Genomic DNA, 17,343 nt, shown 5'->3' with positions numbered 1-17,343 from the left:
AAGGTGGCGTTGCAACCTTGCCTGCTTATTGTTTTGGTGGGACCGGGTTGAACGTCACTTGAACTGATCGACGTTGTCCGGCGTGATCAAGCGGTACGGCACCACGACGGACGCCATTTTCTCGCCCTTGGCCATTTTCACCGCTGTGTCGATGGAGCCATCGGCCTGGCCCTTGGCGTCCTGGAACACCGAGACCGCCATTTGGCCTTTCTTGATGGCATTCAAACCGTCCGGCGTGCCATCGACCCCGGCAATCAATACGCTGCCTTTCTCTTTACCCGCTTGCTTGAGGGCCATGGCCGCGCCGATGGCCATTTCGTCGTTGTTGGACACCACCGCGTTGAACTCGCGACCTTGGGTCAGCCAGTCATTAACCAGGGTCATACCCTTGTCCCGCGACCAGGTACCGGTCTGCTCCTGTTCGATCTTGATGCCCGGGTACTTGGCCAGCACTTCCTTGACGCCCTTGGTGCGGTTAGTGGTGGAGTTGTTCGCCAGGTCACCCAGCAGGATCACGATGTCGCCCTTGCCGCCCATCTTGTCGGCCAGGTATTGCATCTGCATGCGCCCGGCTTCGAGGTCATCGGAGGCCACGGTGACCACCCCTTCCGGCAATTTCGGATCGTCCGGGCGGCGGTTGACGTACACCAGTGGGATACCGGCAGCCACCGCGGCCTTGGTGATGCGCTGGGTCGCGGCGGTGTCCACCGGGTTGACGATGAGCGCATCGACCTTCTGGCTGATGAAGCTTTCCACCTGGCTCAGTTGCTTGACCACGTCACTGCGCGCATCTTCGAACTGCAGGGTGACGCCATCGGGCAAGGACTTGGCTTTCTTGTCCATGGACTCGCGCAGGTAGGTCAACCAGGTGTCATCGAACTGGGACATGCTGACGCCGATCTTCAGGTCCGCCAGGGCAGCGCCGCTGGTGAGCATCAACGACAGGGCCAGCGAGGCGATACGGGTCTTGGTCTTCATGGACGGTCTTTCTCCACTTTTTTGTTGGTTTTATGGATAAGGCGTGACGGATCAGGAACGGGGCAAGCGCACGATAGGCGCGCCGGGCATGCAACAGACCATGGCGCCCTTGCGCTGGATACACAGGGATTCGAACAGGGGGAGGACTGCGGACAGGCGCAGCAGATGCGGCAGGTGAAACGCAGAGCGGCTGAAGGTTTTCATCGACGGTACCTAGCTGTGTTTCTTGTTTTTGTTTCGTCTGTCGTCCGTTCAAGGCTGGCTTGGCGGGAGGCAGACAGGGTTGTCGGTAACCTGGAATCGACTTTATTGGAAAATATTTTCCATATCAACTGATTTTAGAATTTTATTCGTTTTTTATTCCATGCCCCACAGGCGCGGATAAACACACCACTTCGCCCTGCTCGGCACTCTGCCTGGCCGCATCAAGGAGGCGCGTGGTGGCCAACGCGTCACGGGCCTCCACCGGCAGCGGGCCAGCGTCCTGTAACGCGCTTTGCAGTTGTTGGTAGAACGCCAGCCAGCAGCCACGTTCGGAAGTCACTCGCTCGCGCTCGGTGCCGTGTTCGAACCAGCCCCAGCGTCGATGTTCTTCCGCCCCCCAGCGTTCGCCCTCGGTCGCCGGGCTCAAGCCGGCCAGCGCCTGGGCCTCTTGCCCATCCAGACCTTCGACGGTGTAGCAGCCCTGGGTGCCGTTGACCCGAAAACGCGGGCGCGCTGCGTTTTGCACGCAATTGCCGCTCAAGTGGGAAATCACGCCGCTGGCATGGGTCAGGGACATGAAGAAACCGTTGTCGAACACCTGGTCCGGCTGCCGATAATCCAGCTCGGCGTAGACCCGCACCACCGGGCCGAACAATTGCAGCGCCTGGTCCACCAGATGGCTGCCGAGGTCGCGCAGAAACCCGCCGCCGCTGCCTTTGCCCACCGACGTTGGCGAATAACGCTCGACGCTGGATTCAAAACGGATGATTTGCCCGAGGGCACCAGAGGCCAGCAGTTTGCGCAAGGTCAGGAAATCCGAATCCCAGCGACGGTTCTGGTACACGCTCAGCGGCACGCCGCGTTGTTCGGCGGCCAACACCATGGCCTCGGCCTGGGCGGCGTCAGGGGCGAATGGTTTGTCGCTGACCACCGCCACGCCGAGTTCGATGGCTTGCATCACAATGGCCGGGCGACCGTCCAAAGGGGTGGACACCACCACCGCATCGACGCCGGCCGCCACCAATTGTTCGAGGGTGTCGAAGGCCTGGGCATCCGGGTGATCGCTGGCCAATTGTTGACGGCGCTCGGCGGACCGCGTCACCACGCCGACAAACGTAGCCCCTGGCAGGCTGCTGATCAGCGGCGCATGAAAGAACCGCCCACCCTTGCCGTAGCCGACTAGTCCGATTCGCATGAAAGCTCCTTATCTGGAAATAACGCCGGGCCCTGTGGGAGCGAGCCTGCTCGCGATGGCGGTGGATCAGCCAGCATTGTGTTGACTGACCCACCGCTATCGCGAGCAGGCTCGCACCCACAGTTTGTTCCCTGGTGACTGCGGGAACTCTGCTCACCACAAATCCCTTGTGGGAGCTGAGCTTGCTCGCGATGGCGGTGGATCAGCCAGCATTGCGTTGACTGACCCACCGCTATCGCGAGCAGGCTCGCTCCCACAGTTTGTTCCCTGGTGACTGCGGGAACTCTGCTCACCACAAATCCCTTGTGGGAGCTGAGCTTGCTCGCGATGGCGGCGAATTAGCCAGCATTGTGTTGACTGACCCACCGCTATCGCGAGCAGGCTTGCTCCCACAGTTTGTTCCCGGATGACTGCGGGAACTCTGCTCATCACAAATCCCTTGTGGGAGCGGGCTTGCTCGCGAAGGCGGCGGTACATTCAGCATTGATGGCGACTGACACTACGCCTTCGCGAGCAAGCCCGCTCCCACAGAGAATGAATCTAGCCGTAAAAATGTGGGCGCTCGGGCAAGTCGACCTTGACGATCTGCCCACTCTGTTGCGCCTCGACACAAGCATCCGCCGCCACCGCCGCGGCAAACCCATCCCAGGCCGACGGCCCGCCCACTTGCCCGGCACGCACGCCATCGATGAAAGCCTGCAACTCGACGTCGTAGGCAGCGATGAAGCGGTCCTTCCAATCCATCAGGATCGCATTGGACAGCTTGGCGCCGCTGCGCAGTTGCACCTGGGACGGTTCCGGCAGCTTGGCGATGCCGGTCTCCCCCACCACTTCGCATTGGATGTCATAGCCGTACTGGCAGTTGACGAACACTTCGACGTCGATGCGCGTGCCCCGGGCGGTTTCCAGCAGGACAATCTGCGGGTCCCGCAGGTGGGCCAGGGCCTTGCTGGTCTTGCGGGGGAACACCACTTGCACCGAGACGTAGTCATCGGCCAATAGCCAGCGCAACACATCCAATTCATGAATCAAGGTGTCGGTGATCGCCATGTCGGTCTTGTAGTTCTCGCCCACGCTCGGGTTGCGGTGGGCGCAGTGCAGCATCAGCGGTTCACCGATCTGGCCACTGTCGATCACCGCCTTGAGCGCGCGATAGCCTTCATCGTACGGACGCATGAAACCGACCTGCACCAGGCGCTTGCCATGGGCCACTTCGGCGTCGACGATCTTGCGGCAGCCTTCGGCCGTGACCGCCAGGGGCTTTTCACAGAACACCGGCTTGCCCGCCGCAATTGCCGCCAGCACGAACTCTTCATGGCTCGGGCCCCAGGAGGTGACGAGGATCGCCTCCACGTCCGGCGCCTTGATCAATGCATGACCGTCGGGATAGACCTCGGCGGTCAATTTCAAGTCGGCCACCACCTTCGCCGCCTGGGCGAGGTTGATGTCGGTCACCGCCACCACCTGGCTGTTGAGCAAGGTCTGGCTGCAACGACGGATATGGTCCTGGCCGATGGCCCCGGTGCCGATGACGCCCAGCTTCAAAGACATTTGGAACTCCTTTCGTAGGGTTGGGGCAATCAGTATTGACGGGCCTTGGCCAGTCGTTCGTTGAGGGTCTTGGCGACGGCATCGGTGCGGGCGCTGGTGGACACTTGCGCCACGCCAACCCGCCACCACGACAGGTATTTGTGGATCATGGTCTTGGGCAGAACCTTGATGTCGATCAGCGTCGAGACCGTCTGGCGCCGGGCATCGGCCAGGGCCGCGCGCAACTCATCCAGCGTCTTGACCTTGTAGGTCTTGCAACCGTAGGCCGCCGCGCTCATGGCGAAATCCACTGGCACAAAGGCACCGTCGAGCTTGCCGGTCTCGGGGTTGCGGAAACGGAACTCGGTACCGAAGCTGTCCATGCCGTGTTCCATTTGCAGGTTGTTGATGCAACCGAACGTCATGTTGTCCAACAGCACCACGTTGATCTTGCGGCGCTCCTGGATCGAGGTCGCCAGTTCCGAATGCAGCATCATGTAGGAGCCGTCGCCCACCAACGCATAGACCTCTTTGTCCGGCTCGGCGAGCTTCACGCCCAGGGCGGCATTGACCTCGTAGCCCATGCACGAATAACCGTACTCGACGTGATAAGTGTCGACGCCCTTGCTGCGCCAGCTGCGCTGCAAATCGCCGGGCAGGCTGCCGGCGGCGGCGACGATGATGGCGTCATCCGCCAAGGCTTGGTTGAGGGTGCCGAGCACGCGGCTCTGGGTCAGGCAGGAACCGGTGAGCTCGATGAATTCGCGAAACACCGCCGGGTCCATGTGGTCGTTGATTTCCGGGACGAAATCCTCGGCCTGGTAATCCGCCTGGTAGATACGGTCCACTTCGGCGTCGAGCTGGGCCTTCGCATCGGCAACCTGCCCGCCCCATTCGGCACGATAATCCCCCATCGCGGCCGACAAGGCCTCCAGGCCCGAGCGGGCGTCGGCCAACAGTTGCACGCCGTCGAGCTTCAAGGCATCGCACGGGCTGATGTTGAGGTTGAGGAACTGCACATCCGGGTGCTGGAACAGCCATTTCGACGCGGTGGTGAAGTCGCTATAGCGGGTGCCGATACCGATGATCAGATCGGCTTTCTTGGCCAGCAGGTTCGCCGCCAGGCAACCGGTTTCGCCGACACCGCCGACGTTCAGCGGATGGCTGGACACCACCGCGCTCTTGCCGGCCTGGGTCTCGGCAAAGGGAATCTCGAAGCGCTCGGCAAACGCCTGTAGCGCGGCGTTGGCGCCGGAATAGCGTACGCCGCCACCGCAGATGATCAACGGCTTGCGCTTGCCCTTGAGCAACGCCAGGGCATCGCCGAGCATCGCTTCGGTGGCCGGCCGGCGGTCGATGCGGTGCACGCGTTTTTGCAGGAAGTAATCCGGGTAGTCGTAGGCTTCGGCTTGCACGTCCTGGGGCAGCGCCAGGGTCACCGCGCCGGTTTCGGCCGGGTCGGTCAGCACCCGCATCGCGTGAATCGCGGCGGTCATCAATTGCTCGGGGCGGTTGATGCGGTCCCAGTATTTGCTCACGGCCTTGAAGGCATCGTTGGTGCTGATGCTCAGGTCGTGGAACTGCTCGATCTGTTGCAGCACCGGGTCCGGCTGGCGACTGGCGTAGACATCGCCGGGCAACAGCAGCAGCGGAATGCGGTTGGCCGTGGCGGTGGCCGCGGCGGTCAGCATGTTCGCCGCACCGGGGCCGACCGAGGAACTGCAGGCGTAGATCTTGCGCCGCAAATGCTGCTTGGCAAACCCGATGGCGGCATGGGCCATGCCCTGCTCGTTGCGGCCCTGATGGACCACCAGGTCGCCGCTGTCCTGCTCCAGCGCCTGGCCCAGGCCCAGCACGTTGCCGTGGCCGAAAATGGTAAAGACCCCGGCGACGAACTTGCTCTGGACGCCATCGACTTCGATGTACTGGTTATCGAGGAATTTCACCAAGGCCTGGGCCATGGTCAGTCGTGTTGTGGTCATGCTTGCACCTTGTCTGGAATGCAAATCTGGCGGTTTGCTCACTCCCCTGTGGGAGCGGGCTTGCTCGCGAAAGCGGTATGTCAGGCCACATCAATGTTGGATGTACTGCCGCCTTCGCGAGCAGGCTCGCTCCCACAAGGGGGATCTTCATCAGGTTGATAACGGGCTCAGGCCCGTGAGCTTTGCAGGTGATTCATGCTCGCCCCCAACGCCTGGCGAATGTCGGCCAGCTCATGGACGCTCTCGGCAAATGGCTCGAAAGACAGGTAACCGTCATAACCGCCACTGAGCAACGCCTCGATCTGCTTGGCATTGCCGAGGATGTCGGCCTCGCCCACCAGCACCCGGTGGCCGTCACGAATCGTCGCCAGAGGTGCCTGGGCATCCTCGACGCCGGAGATGTGCACCAGCCCGGTCAGTTCGGGGAAGAACTCCTGCTCGCCGGCCAGATGATGGTGGAAGGTGTCGTGCACCAGGCGGAACACATCCAGCCCGCCAATGCTCTTGATCGCTTCCACCGCCGTGCGCTTGCGGCGCAACGAGCACTCTTCGAAACCCAGGGGTTCGATGAAACCGTAGATGCCGAAGGCGCGCAGGATCGGTGCCAATTCACTGAGGGCAGTACGCAGCCCAGCCGCACGCTCGGCTTCGCTGCGCGGGTCGGCGCGGTCATTGAGTGGGCACATCACCAGCCCCTCGGCGCCGCACTCGCGGGCGTAGTCGGCCAGCCGCACGGCCTGGGCGCGGCGCTCTTCGTTCCACACATCGAAGGGGTACAGGGCGTTGATCGACAGCACCTTGATGCCGCGGGCCTCGCACAATTCACGGACGCGAGCCGGCGGCATGCCGTCTTCGATCTCGACACCCTTCAGGTCGTTGCGAATCTCGATGGCATCGGTTTTCAACGCCAGGGCCAAGTCGATGAACGCGGGCAGTGACAGGCGCGGGGCAACCATTCGGTTCAAGGCAAAACGCAGGGGCTTGTTCATTGTTGTTCTCCCTCCGGCAGTCATTCGAAAAATGCGTTATTGGGCAGTCGGCATGCTGAATTCAGGGCCCTTGGCGATGCTGTCGGGCCAACGCTGCATCACGCTCTTATAGCGGCTGTAGAAGCGTAGGCCTTCCTCGCCGTAGGCATGGTGGTCGCCGAACAACGAGCGCTTCCAGCCGCCAAAGGAATGCCAGGCCATGGGCACCGGAATCGGCACGTTGATGCCCACCATGCCGACCTTGATACTGCGGGCGAACGCCCGGGCGATGCCGCCGTCGCGGGTGAAGCACGACACGCCGTTGCCGAACTCATGGGCGTTGATCAACGCCACCGCCGTGGCGAAGTCCGGCACACGCACGATCCCCAGCACCGGGCCGAAAATCTCTTGCTGGTAGATGCTCATCTCGGCAGTGACCTGATCGAACAGCGTCGCCCCGACAAAGAACCCCTGCTCCGCCCCCGGCACTTTGAAGCCTCGGCCATCGACAATCAGCCGGGCACCCTCGGCCACGCCGGCATCGATGAAACCTTCGACCTTGGCCTTGTGCTCGGCGGTGACCAGGGGCCCCATGTCGGTGCCGGGTTGCTGGCCGTTGCCGACTTTCAACTGGTCGATACGCGGCAGCAGGCGAGCGATCAGTTCGTCGCCGACGTCGCCCACTGCCACGGCGATGGAAATGGCCATGCAGCGTTCACCGGCCGAGCCGTAGGCGGCACCGATCAAGGCGTCCGCCGCCTGGTCGAGGTCGGCATCGGGCATGACGATCATGTGATTCTTGGCCCCGCCCAGGGCCTGCACACGCTTGCCGTGGGCCGTGCCCTGCTGGTGGATGTACTCGGCGATGGGCGTGGAGCCGACAAAGGAAATCGCTTCGATGTCCGGGTGCTGCAACAGCGCATCCACCGCCACTTTGTCACCCTGGACCACGTTGAACACACCGTCCGGCAGGCCGGCTTCGGTCAGCAAGCGGGCCATCAGCAAACTGGCGGACGGGTCGCGTTCCGAAGGCTTGAGGATGAAGCAGTTGCCGGCAACCAGCGCCAGGGGAATCATCCACAGCGGCACCATCACCGGGAAATTGAACGGCGTGACCCCGGCGCAAACGCCCAGGGGCTGGCGCAGGTTCCAGTTGTCGATGCCGCCACCGATGTTGTCGCTGAAATCGGTCTTGAGCAGGTTTGGCGCACCGCAGGCGTACTCGACAATCTCGATGCCGCGGGTGACCTCGCCGTGGGCATCGGACAGCACCTTGCCGTGTTCACGGCTGATGATTTGGGCCAGTTCGTCGTGGTGACGATCGAGCAGTTCCTTGAACTTGAACATCACCCGCGAACGGCGCAATGACGACTGCTCGGACCAGGCTGGGAACGCCGCCAGCGCCGAGGCCACCGCCGCGTCGACGGTACTCGGTTCGGCCAGGGCCACCCGCGCCTGCACCGCACCGGTGGCCGGATTGAAGACGTTGCTGGACCGCGGACTTTCGCTGTCCTGCACCTGACCGTTGATGTAATGGCCTACTACCGGGGCGTCGCTCATCGTGCTTGTTCTCCCTGCGTATGTGTGGGGTCAGAGATCCAGCAGCCAGCTGTGCTGCGGATCGTTGTGGAATTGCCAGACCCGCTTCGGGCCGGCCATGACGTTCAGGTAATACGACTCGTACCCGTAGGGCACGCTGACTGGGTGATAGCCCTTGGGGACGACCACCAAGTCGTTGTTCTCCACCGCCATGGCCTGGTCGATGCTGCGGTCGTCGGTGTAGACCCGCTGGAACACGAAGCCTTGGGACGGATTGACCTGGTGGTAATAGGTCTCTTCGAGGAAACTCTGGTGCGGCAGGTCGTCGGTGTCGTGCTTGTGGGGCGGGTAGCTCGAGGAATGCCCAGACGGCGTGCGCACCTCCACCACCAGCAGCGAGTGCGCCGGTTCGCTGTCCGGCAGGATGTCGCAGACATAGCGGGTATTGGCGCCTTTGCCGCGCACGCTGCGCTTCATGCTGTCCGGGCGGATCAGCCGTGGGCCATGACTGTTTTGCGCCGAACCCGGTGCGGCGCACACGGCAATCTGCACGTCGCTCAGGGCGGTGACCTGGGCCTGGCTGCCGGGCGGCAGGTAAGCGGCATAAGGTGATTTGTCCTCGAACACCGACTGGCGATCACCGAGGTTGTCCCAATCGAAGGCGCCCTGCCCCGGCGCTTCGCCCTTGAGGCTGGCGCGACCACTGAGCAGCACCAGGCACAATTCCTTGTCCCCGGCGGCCACTGGCAGGGTTTCACCGAGACGCAGGCGGTAGGCAGCGAAGCCGACGTATTCCAACTCGCCCGCCGGCAACTGGACCATGGTCCGGCCGCTGGATTGGCTCTTGATCAACAGGCTCATGACGGGCTCCTTTCGTTCAGCAAGGCGCGCAGGGTGTCGTAGCCCTTCTTGGCGTAGGCATAACTTGGGGCTACGGCAGGGTCCTGCTCGGCTTCCACCACCAGCCAGCCCTGGTAGTCGGCGGCCAGCAGCACATCGAGCAATGCGGCGAAGTCGATGTCGCCATCCCCCGGCACGGTGAAGGTGCCGTTGATGATGCAGTCGGGGAAGCTCCAGAGGTTGTTGCGGGCCAGTTGCACCACCGGTTTGCGCACGTCCTTGAAGTGCACGTGGCAGACCCGCTCGATGTGTTTGCGCAGCACCTGCAACGGCTCGCCACCGCCCATGTAGCAGTGACCCGAGTCGAACAACAGGCCCACTTCGCTGCCGGTCAGGGCCATCAGTTTGTCGATGTCCGTGGGCGATTCGACGTAGGCGCCCATGTGGTGGTGGTAGGCCAGGCGCACGCCTTGGGACAGGGTGAAGCGCGCCAGTTCGGTGAGTTTGTCGGCGTAGGCTTGCCAGGCGTCATCCGTATGGAAACGCGGCCGCTCGACCAATGGAATCCGCTGGCCCTGGATGGAGTCGGCCACTTCGCCGTAGACCAGCACCGTCGCGCCGTTCTGCGCCAGCAGCTCGACGTGGCTGGCGATGGCGTCGATTTCTTCCGCCGCCGAACGCCGGGCCAGCCGACTGGAATACCAACCGGAAACCAGCGCCAGGTCATAAGGCCGCAGCACATCGCCGACGCCCTTGGCGTCCTTGGGGAATTTGCCGTTGAGCTCAAAACCTTCGTAGCCGATGGCCTTGCCTTCACTCAGCGCCGTACTCAACGGCGTCTCGCCGCCCAACGACGGCAAGTCATCGTTGCTCCAGGAAATCGGGTTGATGCCAATTCGAATAGCGGGCATGGCTGCACCTTTTATTGTTTTCACAATCAGTAAGAACGACGCTGAACACTTGTGGGAGCGGGCTTGCTCGCGAAGGCGGCGGCATATTCAACATTGATGTTGCCTGACACACCGCTTTCGCGAGCAAGCCCGCTCCCACATTGGATCTGCGTTAACTCATCAAGCACGAGCACTGCGCCACGCCTCGATCAATTCCACAAACCTGCCCTGCACATCCCGGATCAGCGTTTCGTCGTCGATTTCCCCGGCCAGCCAGGCCCGGCTCGGCTCCTGGAAGATCGTACGGCCCACGGCAAACCCACGGCAGGTGGTGCTCCGACGGGCCTGGCGAAAGCCTTCGGCCAACGCGGCGGCCGGGGCATTGAGGCCCAGCAGGACCACGCCACGGCAATACGGGTCGCGCTGTTGGATCAGCTCGTCGAGCTGCTGCCATTCCTGCGCGCCCTGGGCCTCGATCTTCCACCACGCCGGGAAGATACCCAGGTTGTAGAGGCGCTTGAGGGCACGATAGAGCACGTCCGGGTGCGGTGATGGGTGATCCTTGGGCGGTATGATTTCCAGCAGCAATTCATGGCCGCTGGCCTGGGAGGCCTTGTACAACCCCATCAACTGCGCCTCTTGCTCCAGGCGCAGCAGCGGTTCGTCGTCAGGGTGAAATTGCACCAGGCACTTGATGATCTGCTCCTGTGGCCAAGCGATCAGGTTGCTGCCAATGGAACGCCCATGTTCGAAGGCCAGCGGCCGCGAACCTTGCACCTCCACCGGCCGCGCCACCCACCAGCCGCGCCCGGTGGCAGCGTTCAGCGAATCCTGGCCGAAGCGCTGGTCGGCCAGCAGACCGACGTCAGCCTCGATGCCCTGGCGCCGCAGGTCGGCCTCGACCCGCGCCACGGCCTGGATAAACAACTGCTTGAGTTCGCCGATGCTGCTCAACTCGCGACCGCCCTTCTGGGCCAGTTCCACCAATTGTCCGCGATGGTCGAAGGCAAAGATGAACAACTGTTTCCAAGCCTTGCGGGGTACGCTGACCTGGTGCAGCCGTTGCAACACGACATCCTGGTCGGGCCGGGTGATCGGCACCGGGCTCTGGAATAAATAGTCGAGCTCGGCCCGGGTCGGCATCGCCGGGGCGCAGGCATGGCGCGACACCACCAGGCCGCCACAGGCATTGGCCAACTGACAGCAGCGTTCATCGCTGGCATCTTCCAGCCAGCCGGCAAGAAAGCCCGACATGAACGCATCACCGGCGCCCAGTACGTTCAAGACTTCGACGCGAACACCTGGGTAAATCGCACCGTCTTCGAGCCGGGCCGGGATAGCGCCATGGATCACCGTGCAGCCCTGGGGGCCGAGCTTGACCACCAAGGTCGCCGCCGTCAGCGAGCGTACGGTGCGCAGCGCGGTCAGCAGGTCTTCGCTGCCGCCGGCGATGAGGAATTCTTCTTCGGTGCCAACGATCAGGTCGAAACGCGGCAGGATGCCTTGCACGTGCTGGCTGACCTTCTGGTCGGCGACAAACCGGGTTTCTCCGTCAGCCTTGGCCGCCAGGCCCCAGAGCACCGGCCGATAGTCGATGTCGAGGACGCGCTTGACCTGGTGCTTTTGCGCATAGTCCAGCGCCTGGATACTGGCCTGGTAGACGCCATCGGTGGAGAAATGCGTGCCGGTGATCAGCAGGGCCTTGCTGGAGGCAATGAAGGTTTCGTCGATGTCTTCGGCGCGCAGCGCCATGTCCGCGCAATTTTCCCGGTAGAACACCAGAGGGAAGGTTTCCCGGTCCTTGATCCCCAGCAGGACCATGGCCGTCAGGCGCTCGGGATCGACCTTGATGCCGCTGACATCGCAGCCTTCGCGGGCCAGGGACTCCACCAGGAAACGCCCCATGTGGTCGTCCCCGACCCGGCTCAGCATCGCCGACCGAAGCCCCAGGCGCGCCGTGCCGAACGCGATGTTGGCAGAGGAACCGCCCAGGTACTTGGCGAAGCTCGAAACATCTTCCAGGCGCGCGCCGACTTGCTGCGCATAGAGGTCGACGCCCAGGCGTCCCAGGCAGATCACATCCAATTGACGCCCACTGGCAAAACGAGTCTGGCCCATGCTGGCTCCTGTTATTTTTATCAGCCTGCGCTTGTCGCCGACACCGGCGCCAACGCTGTTGGTGAATGCAGACTAAAACGAGCCGCAGGCAAGAATCAATAATTATTCTATAAATTTTTTACGTGGAATATTTTTTCCAATACGCTATGACCCAAGCGAACCAGGCACAGTGCATCGTTTCAGCACTGCTGCAACATTTGTCCGCCCATGATTTTCCCTGCGCCTACGCTGTAGACTGCGACCAGCCAACCTATTGTCGAGGGCCGGTCTTTTTTGGGCCGCCCTATAAGAACAAGCCAGAAGGATTTCCTATGACCCGCCCCGATGATCTGCCGGCGCCGTCCGAGAGCGCGTCCGAACCCGCCCTCCCGAGCCCACCGATCAATGCCGAGCGCCTGTTGCAACTGATCACCGACGAATACGAAAGCCTGCCGCGCCAGCTCAAACGCATCGCCAGCTACATGAGCCAGCAGAGTGACCGGATCATGGTGGATCGCATCAGCGACATCGCCCGGGAATGCGAAGTGCACCCCTCGGCCATCGTCCGGTTTTCCCAGCGCTTCGGCTTCAGCGGGTTCAGCGAAATGCAGGCGTTGTTTCGCGAGGCCTACACCCACAAGACCACCCCGGTGCAGAACTACCAGCAGCGCATCCGCAGCATGATCGCCAACAAGTCGCAGAAGGCCAGCGGTGGCGACCTGGCCCGCGAATGCGTCAACGCAACCTTGTCGGGCATCGAGCGCCTGGGGTTGGAGCTGGACGACCAGGCGTTCGAAAAGGCCGTGGACCTGGTGGTCAACGCCGACAACATCTATGTGGTGGGTGTACGCCGTTCGTTCGCGGTTGCCGACTACCTGGTCTACAACCTGCAACACACCAACAAGCGCATTCACCTGGTGTCCGGCTTGGGGGGCAGTTACCGCGAGCAGATGCGCAGTGTGAGGGCCAACGACCTGGTCATCGCCATCAGCTTCACGCCCTACGGCAAGGAAACCCAGCACTGCCTGCGCATCGCCCAGCATCACCAGGCCAAGACCCTGATCATCACCGACAGCAACCTCTCGCCCCTGGCCAAGCGGGCCAATGCGGTGCTGCTGGTGAACGAAGGCAGCTCGTTCGCCTTCCGTTCGCTGAGCGCCACGTTGTGCCTGTGCCAGGCGTTGTTCATCGCCGTGGCTTACCGGTTGGAACTCAAGGTCGATGAAATCCATGAACAGGTCGGGTTCGAGGATTAACACCCACAAGACTTTCTGAAGGAGATGTCATGAAACTGATCGGCATGCTGGACTCGCCCTATGTGCGACGCGTCGCTATTTCCGCCAAGTGCCTGGGGGTTGCCCTGGAACACGAATCCGTTTCGGTGTTCAGGCATTTCGACCAGTTCCAGCGCATCAACCCGGTGGTCAAGGCTCCGACCCTGGTGTTGGACGATGGCAACGTGCTGATGGACTCGACGTTGATCATCGACTATCTCGAGGCCTTGGCCGCGCCGGGTAAAAGCCTGATGCCGGTCGACAGTGGGCAGCGGCTGCGCTCCCTGCGCCTGATTGGCCTGGCCCTGGCGGCGTGCGAGAAATCGGTGCAGATCTACTACGAACGCAACCTGCGCCCGACGGAAATCCAACACGCCCCCTGGGTTGAACGCGTGGAAGGCCAACTGGCGGCAGCCTATGACTTGCTAGAGCAGGAACTGGGGAAACAGCCACTGGTCACCGATGGCACACTCGATCAGGCCGGTATTACCGTGGCGGTGGCCTGGAGCTTCACCCACCTGGTGGTACCGGACCAGGTGCAGGGTAAGTCATTCCCGTCGATCAGCGCGTTCACCGCCTATGCCGAAGGGCTGGAGGCGTTTGTCAGCACGCCGATGGAATAGCGAACGAGCGCAACTTCTGTGGGAGCGGGCTTGCTCGCGAAGACGGTGGCACATTCAACAACATCGTCTCAGATCGACCGCCTGCGCGAGCCCGCCCGCTCCCACCACTGGTCCTGGGGACTGCCGGCCTGGTGGTCAACTCAAATCCCTGTGGGAGCGAGCCTGCTCGCGAAGACGGTGGCACATTCAACATCATCGTCTCAGATAGACCGCCTTCGCGAGCAAGCCCGCTCCCACCACTGGTCCTGGGGACTGCCGGCCTTGTGGTCAACTCAAATCCCTGTGGGAGCGAGCCTGCTCGCGAAGACGGTGGCACATTCAACATCATCGTCACAGATAGACCGCCTTCGCGAGCAAGCCCGCTCCCACAACTGGTCCTGGGCGACTGCCGGACTAATGGTCAACTCGCTCCCACAAAGGCGGCGCACGCCTTGAGTCAGCCTGGCGCGCGGGAGCGGACCTGGACCGTCACCCACTCGGACCGCTGGCTGACGTCATCCAGACGCTCGACCTGATAAAACACGCTCACTGACCTGTCGCGCTGTTCCTGCCAATAACTGGCAGGAATCTCAAACTTGAGCGATTGACCTGCCGTGGCCTCGGTGATTTCGCGTTCAAGCACATAAGCGGAGTTGCCATTGCACTGCAACCAGACCCACTCTCCCGCCTCAAGCCCGGGGTCATCGATGACAATCGTCACCCCTTCTTGCAGGGCGTCGACCTCCAGCCATCCGGCGTTCATTTCTAGAATCTGGAGCGCCTTCAGCGCAGGACGCAGCAGCGGACCGATGTGCAGCGACAAAGGCTCGGCACGACGCACCGAATGCCCGTGCCGGACCACATAGACCAAGGCCAGGTCGTGCCCTTCATGGGGAGCGATCAACGAATGATCGATCCAGAGCGATACCTTACGCCCCACCGCGTGGGCTTCTATGTCCAGCACATCGCGCCACAGCACGTTGGAATCCTTGCTGGCCGTCAGGATCAAGCGATCGCCGACCGCCATCCTGGCGTAGGGCCGAATGCTCACCCAGGTACCTTCAGGCACCCGGCTCGGATCGAGACTGCTACCCACCGCATCGTTGGCAATGACGGGCAGCAGTTGCGGCGCTGCATCGCCGATCCCCAGTTGCAGGTGTTCCGAAGCCAGCGTGCCCGGCAACCGTTTGCCCGTCACTTGGTAGGAGATTTCCAGCGAGCCACCGTCCAGCTCGGCGATATGCGGTTCGCGTACGACGAACACGACGTCTCGCCCCACTTGCCGTTCGGTGACGAACCCGGCCACTTCATGCCGGTAGGGTTCGCCATCGTTGTTGAGGCCGTGCCAACGCAGCAGCACCTCATCCCCGCACGTCATCATGGGATACGGCTTGACGGTAATCACAGCCTTGCGCCAGGCGGGGTTGATCACCCCGTCCCTGGCCGCCGCCAGGACCGGTGGCGGCAACCTGGTTTCGGACATTGAACGGGTTCGTTGAAGCGATGGATAGGTGATCATGTGCAGGCTCCAGTCCTTGGACGAAGGCACCGTTCCGATAACGGCGCCTGGTGGAGCCATTAGAACCCGCCCGCGGCGAACCCACAGCCAGACAAGGCGACAGCGGGAGTGAGTCCTTGGCGCTCGCACCTGTAGCTGCAAACGACAATGGTTATCGGAGGTCTCCTACACCTTTGAGCGCCACCGGGTTACCTCCCACTATTCCCACTTTTTTTATTCCGATTTCCCTGGATCAGGGCGGTTCCTTCCTACACCACACAGGATGAGCCTGCATTAGAGTGAAGTCGCAAATTCAAGGTGAACCTCTTCGAAAAAGGTACGAACATGCAACGGAATGCAACCACTCAATTTCCCATCCTGCTGGTCCATGGGTTGTTCGGGTTTGACAAGATCGGCGGCTTCGAACTTTTCCATGGCATCAAACAGGCCCTACGCGCAGGCGGTGCCCGGGTGTTCATCCCGTACTTGTCGGCCACCCACTCCAACGAGGGCAGAGGCGAACAATTGCTGGCGCAGATCGATCGGGTCCTGGCCGGCACCGGTACTACTCGGGTCAACCTGATCGGCCACAGCCAGGGCGCGCTGGCCGCCCGGTATGCCGCCGCGCTGGCACCTGACAAAGTGGCCTCAGTCACCTCGGTCAGCGGCCCCAACCATGGCTCCGAACTGGCCGACTTCCTGCGCAAGGCCCTTACCCCCGGACGACTGCCTGGGCATGTGGCACGGGGTGTCGCCACGCTGTTCGCTGACTTCATCTCGTTGCTGGACGGCCAGGCGCAGCTATCGCCGGCCGCCGTCGCCGCGCTGGCGGCTATGACCACAGAGGGCGTTGGTGCCTTCAATGACAAATACCCCCAGGGCCTGCCGAAGCACTGGGGCGGGAACGGACCGGAGCGGGTCAATGGCGTGCGCTACTACTCATGGAGCGGCACGTTGCAAGAACCGATGGGTACAGAACAGGCGCCTTTGCAGGCTTTCTGCCGCGCCTTTTCCGAATACTTCATCACCGAAGCCGGGCAGAACGACGGCCTGGTCGGGCGTTTCAGTTCGCACTTGGGCAGGGTCATTCGCTCCGACTACCCCATGGACCACATGGAGGCCATCAACCCTGGAAGCGGCAAGGCATGCTCGGGAACAGACCCCGCAGAGCTTTACCTGAGCCACGCCGAGCGCCTGCGCAAAGCCGGCCTTTGATCGCCGGGCCCAAGGTTTTGACGCAATTTTGACAACACCCCGTCGATGAATCCGGTAGGCTCAACACCTTTAAATACATTGAAAGGAATTTTGCCCCATGGCCAAAGCCACTGCCCGCCACATCCTGGTTTCCAGCGAAGACAAGTGCAACGAACTCAAGGCCCAGATCGAAGCCGGCGCCGATTTCGCCGAAATCGCCAAGGCCAACTCTTCCTGCCCATCCAGCCGTCAGGGCGGCGACCTGGGTTCGTTCGGCCCGGGCCAGATGGTCAAGGAATTCGACACCGTGGTGTTCAGCGCGCCGATCAATACGGTCCAGGGCCCGGTCAAGACCCAGTTCGGCTACCACTTGCTGGAAGTCACCAGCCGCCAGGATTGATTCCGGTACAGAGCCCCTTCACTCAAGGGTGATGTGATTCATTGTGGCGAGGGAGCTTGCTCCCGCTGGACTGCGAAGCGGGCCCAACCATTGGCGGCTGCTGCGCACCCGAGCGGGAGCAAGCTCCCTCGCCACAAGGGCTGGCGATTCAG

15 protein-coding genes are annotated in these 17,343 nt (G+C 62.2%); 4 read left to right on the top strand and 11 right to left on the bottom strand.

Annotation, left to right across the window (positions count from 1 at the left end; genetic code table 11):
* Nucleotides 1–54 precede the first annotated feature (54 nt).
* The 10 genes from HU767_RS07385 to iolC all read right to left on the bottom strand — a co-directional run bounded on the left by HU767_RS07385 (nucleotide 55) and on the right by iolC (nucleotide 12,244).
* Nucleotides 55–978, bottom strand: a complete 924-nt coding sequence (locus tag HU767_RS07385; protein WP_186710406.1) for a sugar ABC transporter substrate-binding protein — start codon at nucleotides 976–978, stop codon at nucleotides 55–57.
* Nucleotides 979–1,029: 51 nt separating this feature from the next.
* Complete coding sequence (locus HU767_RS07380; protein WP_186710408.1) at nucleotides 1,030–1,182, bottom strand: hypothetical protein; 153 nt, start codon at nucleotides 1,180–1,182, stop codon at nucleotides 1,030–1,032.
* A 142-nt stretch (nucleotides 1,183–1,324) separates the two neighbouring features.
* Nucleotides 1,325–2,377, bottom strand: coding sequence for a Gfo/Idh/MocA family oxidoreductase (locus tag HU767_RS07375; RefSeq protein ID WP_186710410.1), 1,053 nt, complete (start codon nucleotides 2,375–2,377; stop codon nucleotides 1,325–1,327).
* Between the two features lie 540 nt (nucleotides 2,378–2,917).
* Nucleotides 2,918–3,928 carry a Gfo/Idh/MocA family oxidoreductase gene (locus HU767_RS07370; protein ID WP_186710412.1) on the bottom strand — a complete coding sequence of 337 codons (1,011 nt, stop codon included), beginning with the start codon at nucleotides 3,926–3,928 and terminating at the stop codon, nucleotides 2,918–2,920.
* Between the two features lie 29 nt (nucleotides 3,929–3,957).
* A complete protein-coding gene (iolD, locus tag HU767_RS07365) occupies nucleotides 3,958–5,889 on the bottom strand; it encodes a 3D-(3,5/4)-trihydroxycyclohexane-1,2-dione acylhydrolase (decyclizing) (protein ID WP_186729054.1) in 1,932 nt (643 codons plus the stop codon).
* 167 nt (nucleotides 5,890–6,056) lie between these two features.
* Entirely contained in the window at nucleotides 6,057–6,878 is an 822-nt protein-coding gene (locus tag HU767_RS07360) for a TIM barrel protein (protein WP_186710416.1), read from the bottom strand.
* Between the two features lie 36 nt (nucleotides 6,879–6,914).
* Nucleotides 6,915–8,417: a CoA-acylating methylmalonate-semialdehyde dehydrogenase gene (locus HU767_RS07355; protein WP_186710418.1), complete on the bottom strand. Its 1,503-nt coding sequence runs from the start codon at nucleotides 8,415–8,417 to the stop codon at nucleotides 6,915–6,917.
* Between the two features lie 30 nt (nucleotides 8,418–8,447).
* A complete protein-coding gene (gene iolB, locus HU767_RS07350; RefSeq protein ID WP_186710421.1) occupies nucleotides 8,448–9,257 on the bottom strand; it encodes a 5-deoxy-glucuronate isomerase in 810 nt (269 codons plus the stop codon).
* Complete coding sequence (iolE, locus tag HU767_RS07345; RefSeq protein ID WP_186710422.1) at nucleotides 9,254–10,147, bottom strand: myo-inosose-2 dehydratase; 894 nt, start codon at nucleotides 10,145–10,147, stop codon at nucleotides 9,254–9,256. The genes iolB and iolE overlap by 4 nt, the downstream gene beginning before the upstream one ends.
* 159 nt (nucleotides 10,148–10,306) lie before the next feature.
* Complete coding sequence (gene iolC, locus HU767_RS07340) at nucleotides 10,307–12,244, bottom strand: 5-dehydro-2-deoxygluconokinase (protein WP_186729052.1); 1,938 nt, start codon at nucleotides 12,242–12,244, stop codon at nucleotides 10,307–10,309.
* A gap of 311 nt (nucleotides 12,245–12,555) precedes the next feature.
* Here iolC and HU767_RS07335 point away from each other — a divergent pair, with 311 nt between their 5' ends.
* Together HU767_RS07335 and HU767_RS07330 are read left to right on the top strand one after the other, a co-directional pair.
* A complete protein-coding gene (locus tag HU767_RS07335; protein ID WP_003202885.1) occupies nucleotides 12,556–13,479 on the top strand; it encodes a MurR/RpiR family transcriptional regulator in 924 nt (307 codons plus the stop codon).
* 29 nt (nucleotides 13,480–13,508) lie between these two features.
* On the top strand, nucleotides 13,509–14,120 hold the full coding sequence (locus HU767_RS07330) for a glutathione S-transferase (RefSeq protein ID WP_186729050.1): 612 nt from the start codon (nucleotides 13,509–13,511) through the stop codon (nucleotides 14,118–14,120).
* A gap of 436 nt (nucleotides 14,121–14,556) precedes the next feature.
* Here the strand turns inward: HU767_RS07330 and HU767_RS07325 are convergent, their stop codons facing one another.
* On the bottom strand, nucleotides 14,557–15,582 hold the full coding sequence (locus HU767_RS07325; protein ID WP_189674291.1) for a hypothetical protein: 1,026 nt from the start codon (nucleotides 15,580–15,582) through the stop codon (nucleotides 14,557–14,559).
* A gap of 360 nt (nucleotides 15,583–15,942) precedes the next feature.
* Between HU767_RS07325 and HU767_RS07320 the strand changes: the two genes are divergently transcribed.
* A complete protein-coding gene (locus HU767_RS07320; protein WP_186729048.1) occupies nucleotides 15,943–16,812 on the top strand; it encodes a triacylglycerol lipase in 870 nt (289 codons plus the stop codon).
* Nucleotides 16,813–16,909: 97 nt separating this feature from the next.
* Nucleotides 16,910–17,191, top strand: a complete 282-nt coding sequence (locus HU767_RS07315; protein WP_186710432.1) for a peptidylprolyl isomerase — start codon at nucleotides 16,910–16,912, stop codon at nucleotides 17,189–17,191.
* Nucleotides 17,192–17,343: the final 152 nt, after the last annotated feature.

Source organism: Pseudomonas sp. SWRI179 (genome assembly GCF_014268705.1).
GTDB lineage: Bacteria > Pseudomonadota > Gammaproteobacteria > Pseudomonadales > Pseudomonadaceae > Aquipseudomonas > Aquipseudomonas zanjanensis.
Note: the sequence above shows the minus strand (reverse complement) of the source record. Positions and strands in the feature narration are given on the sequence as shown.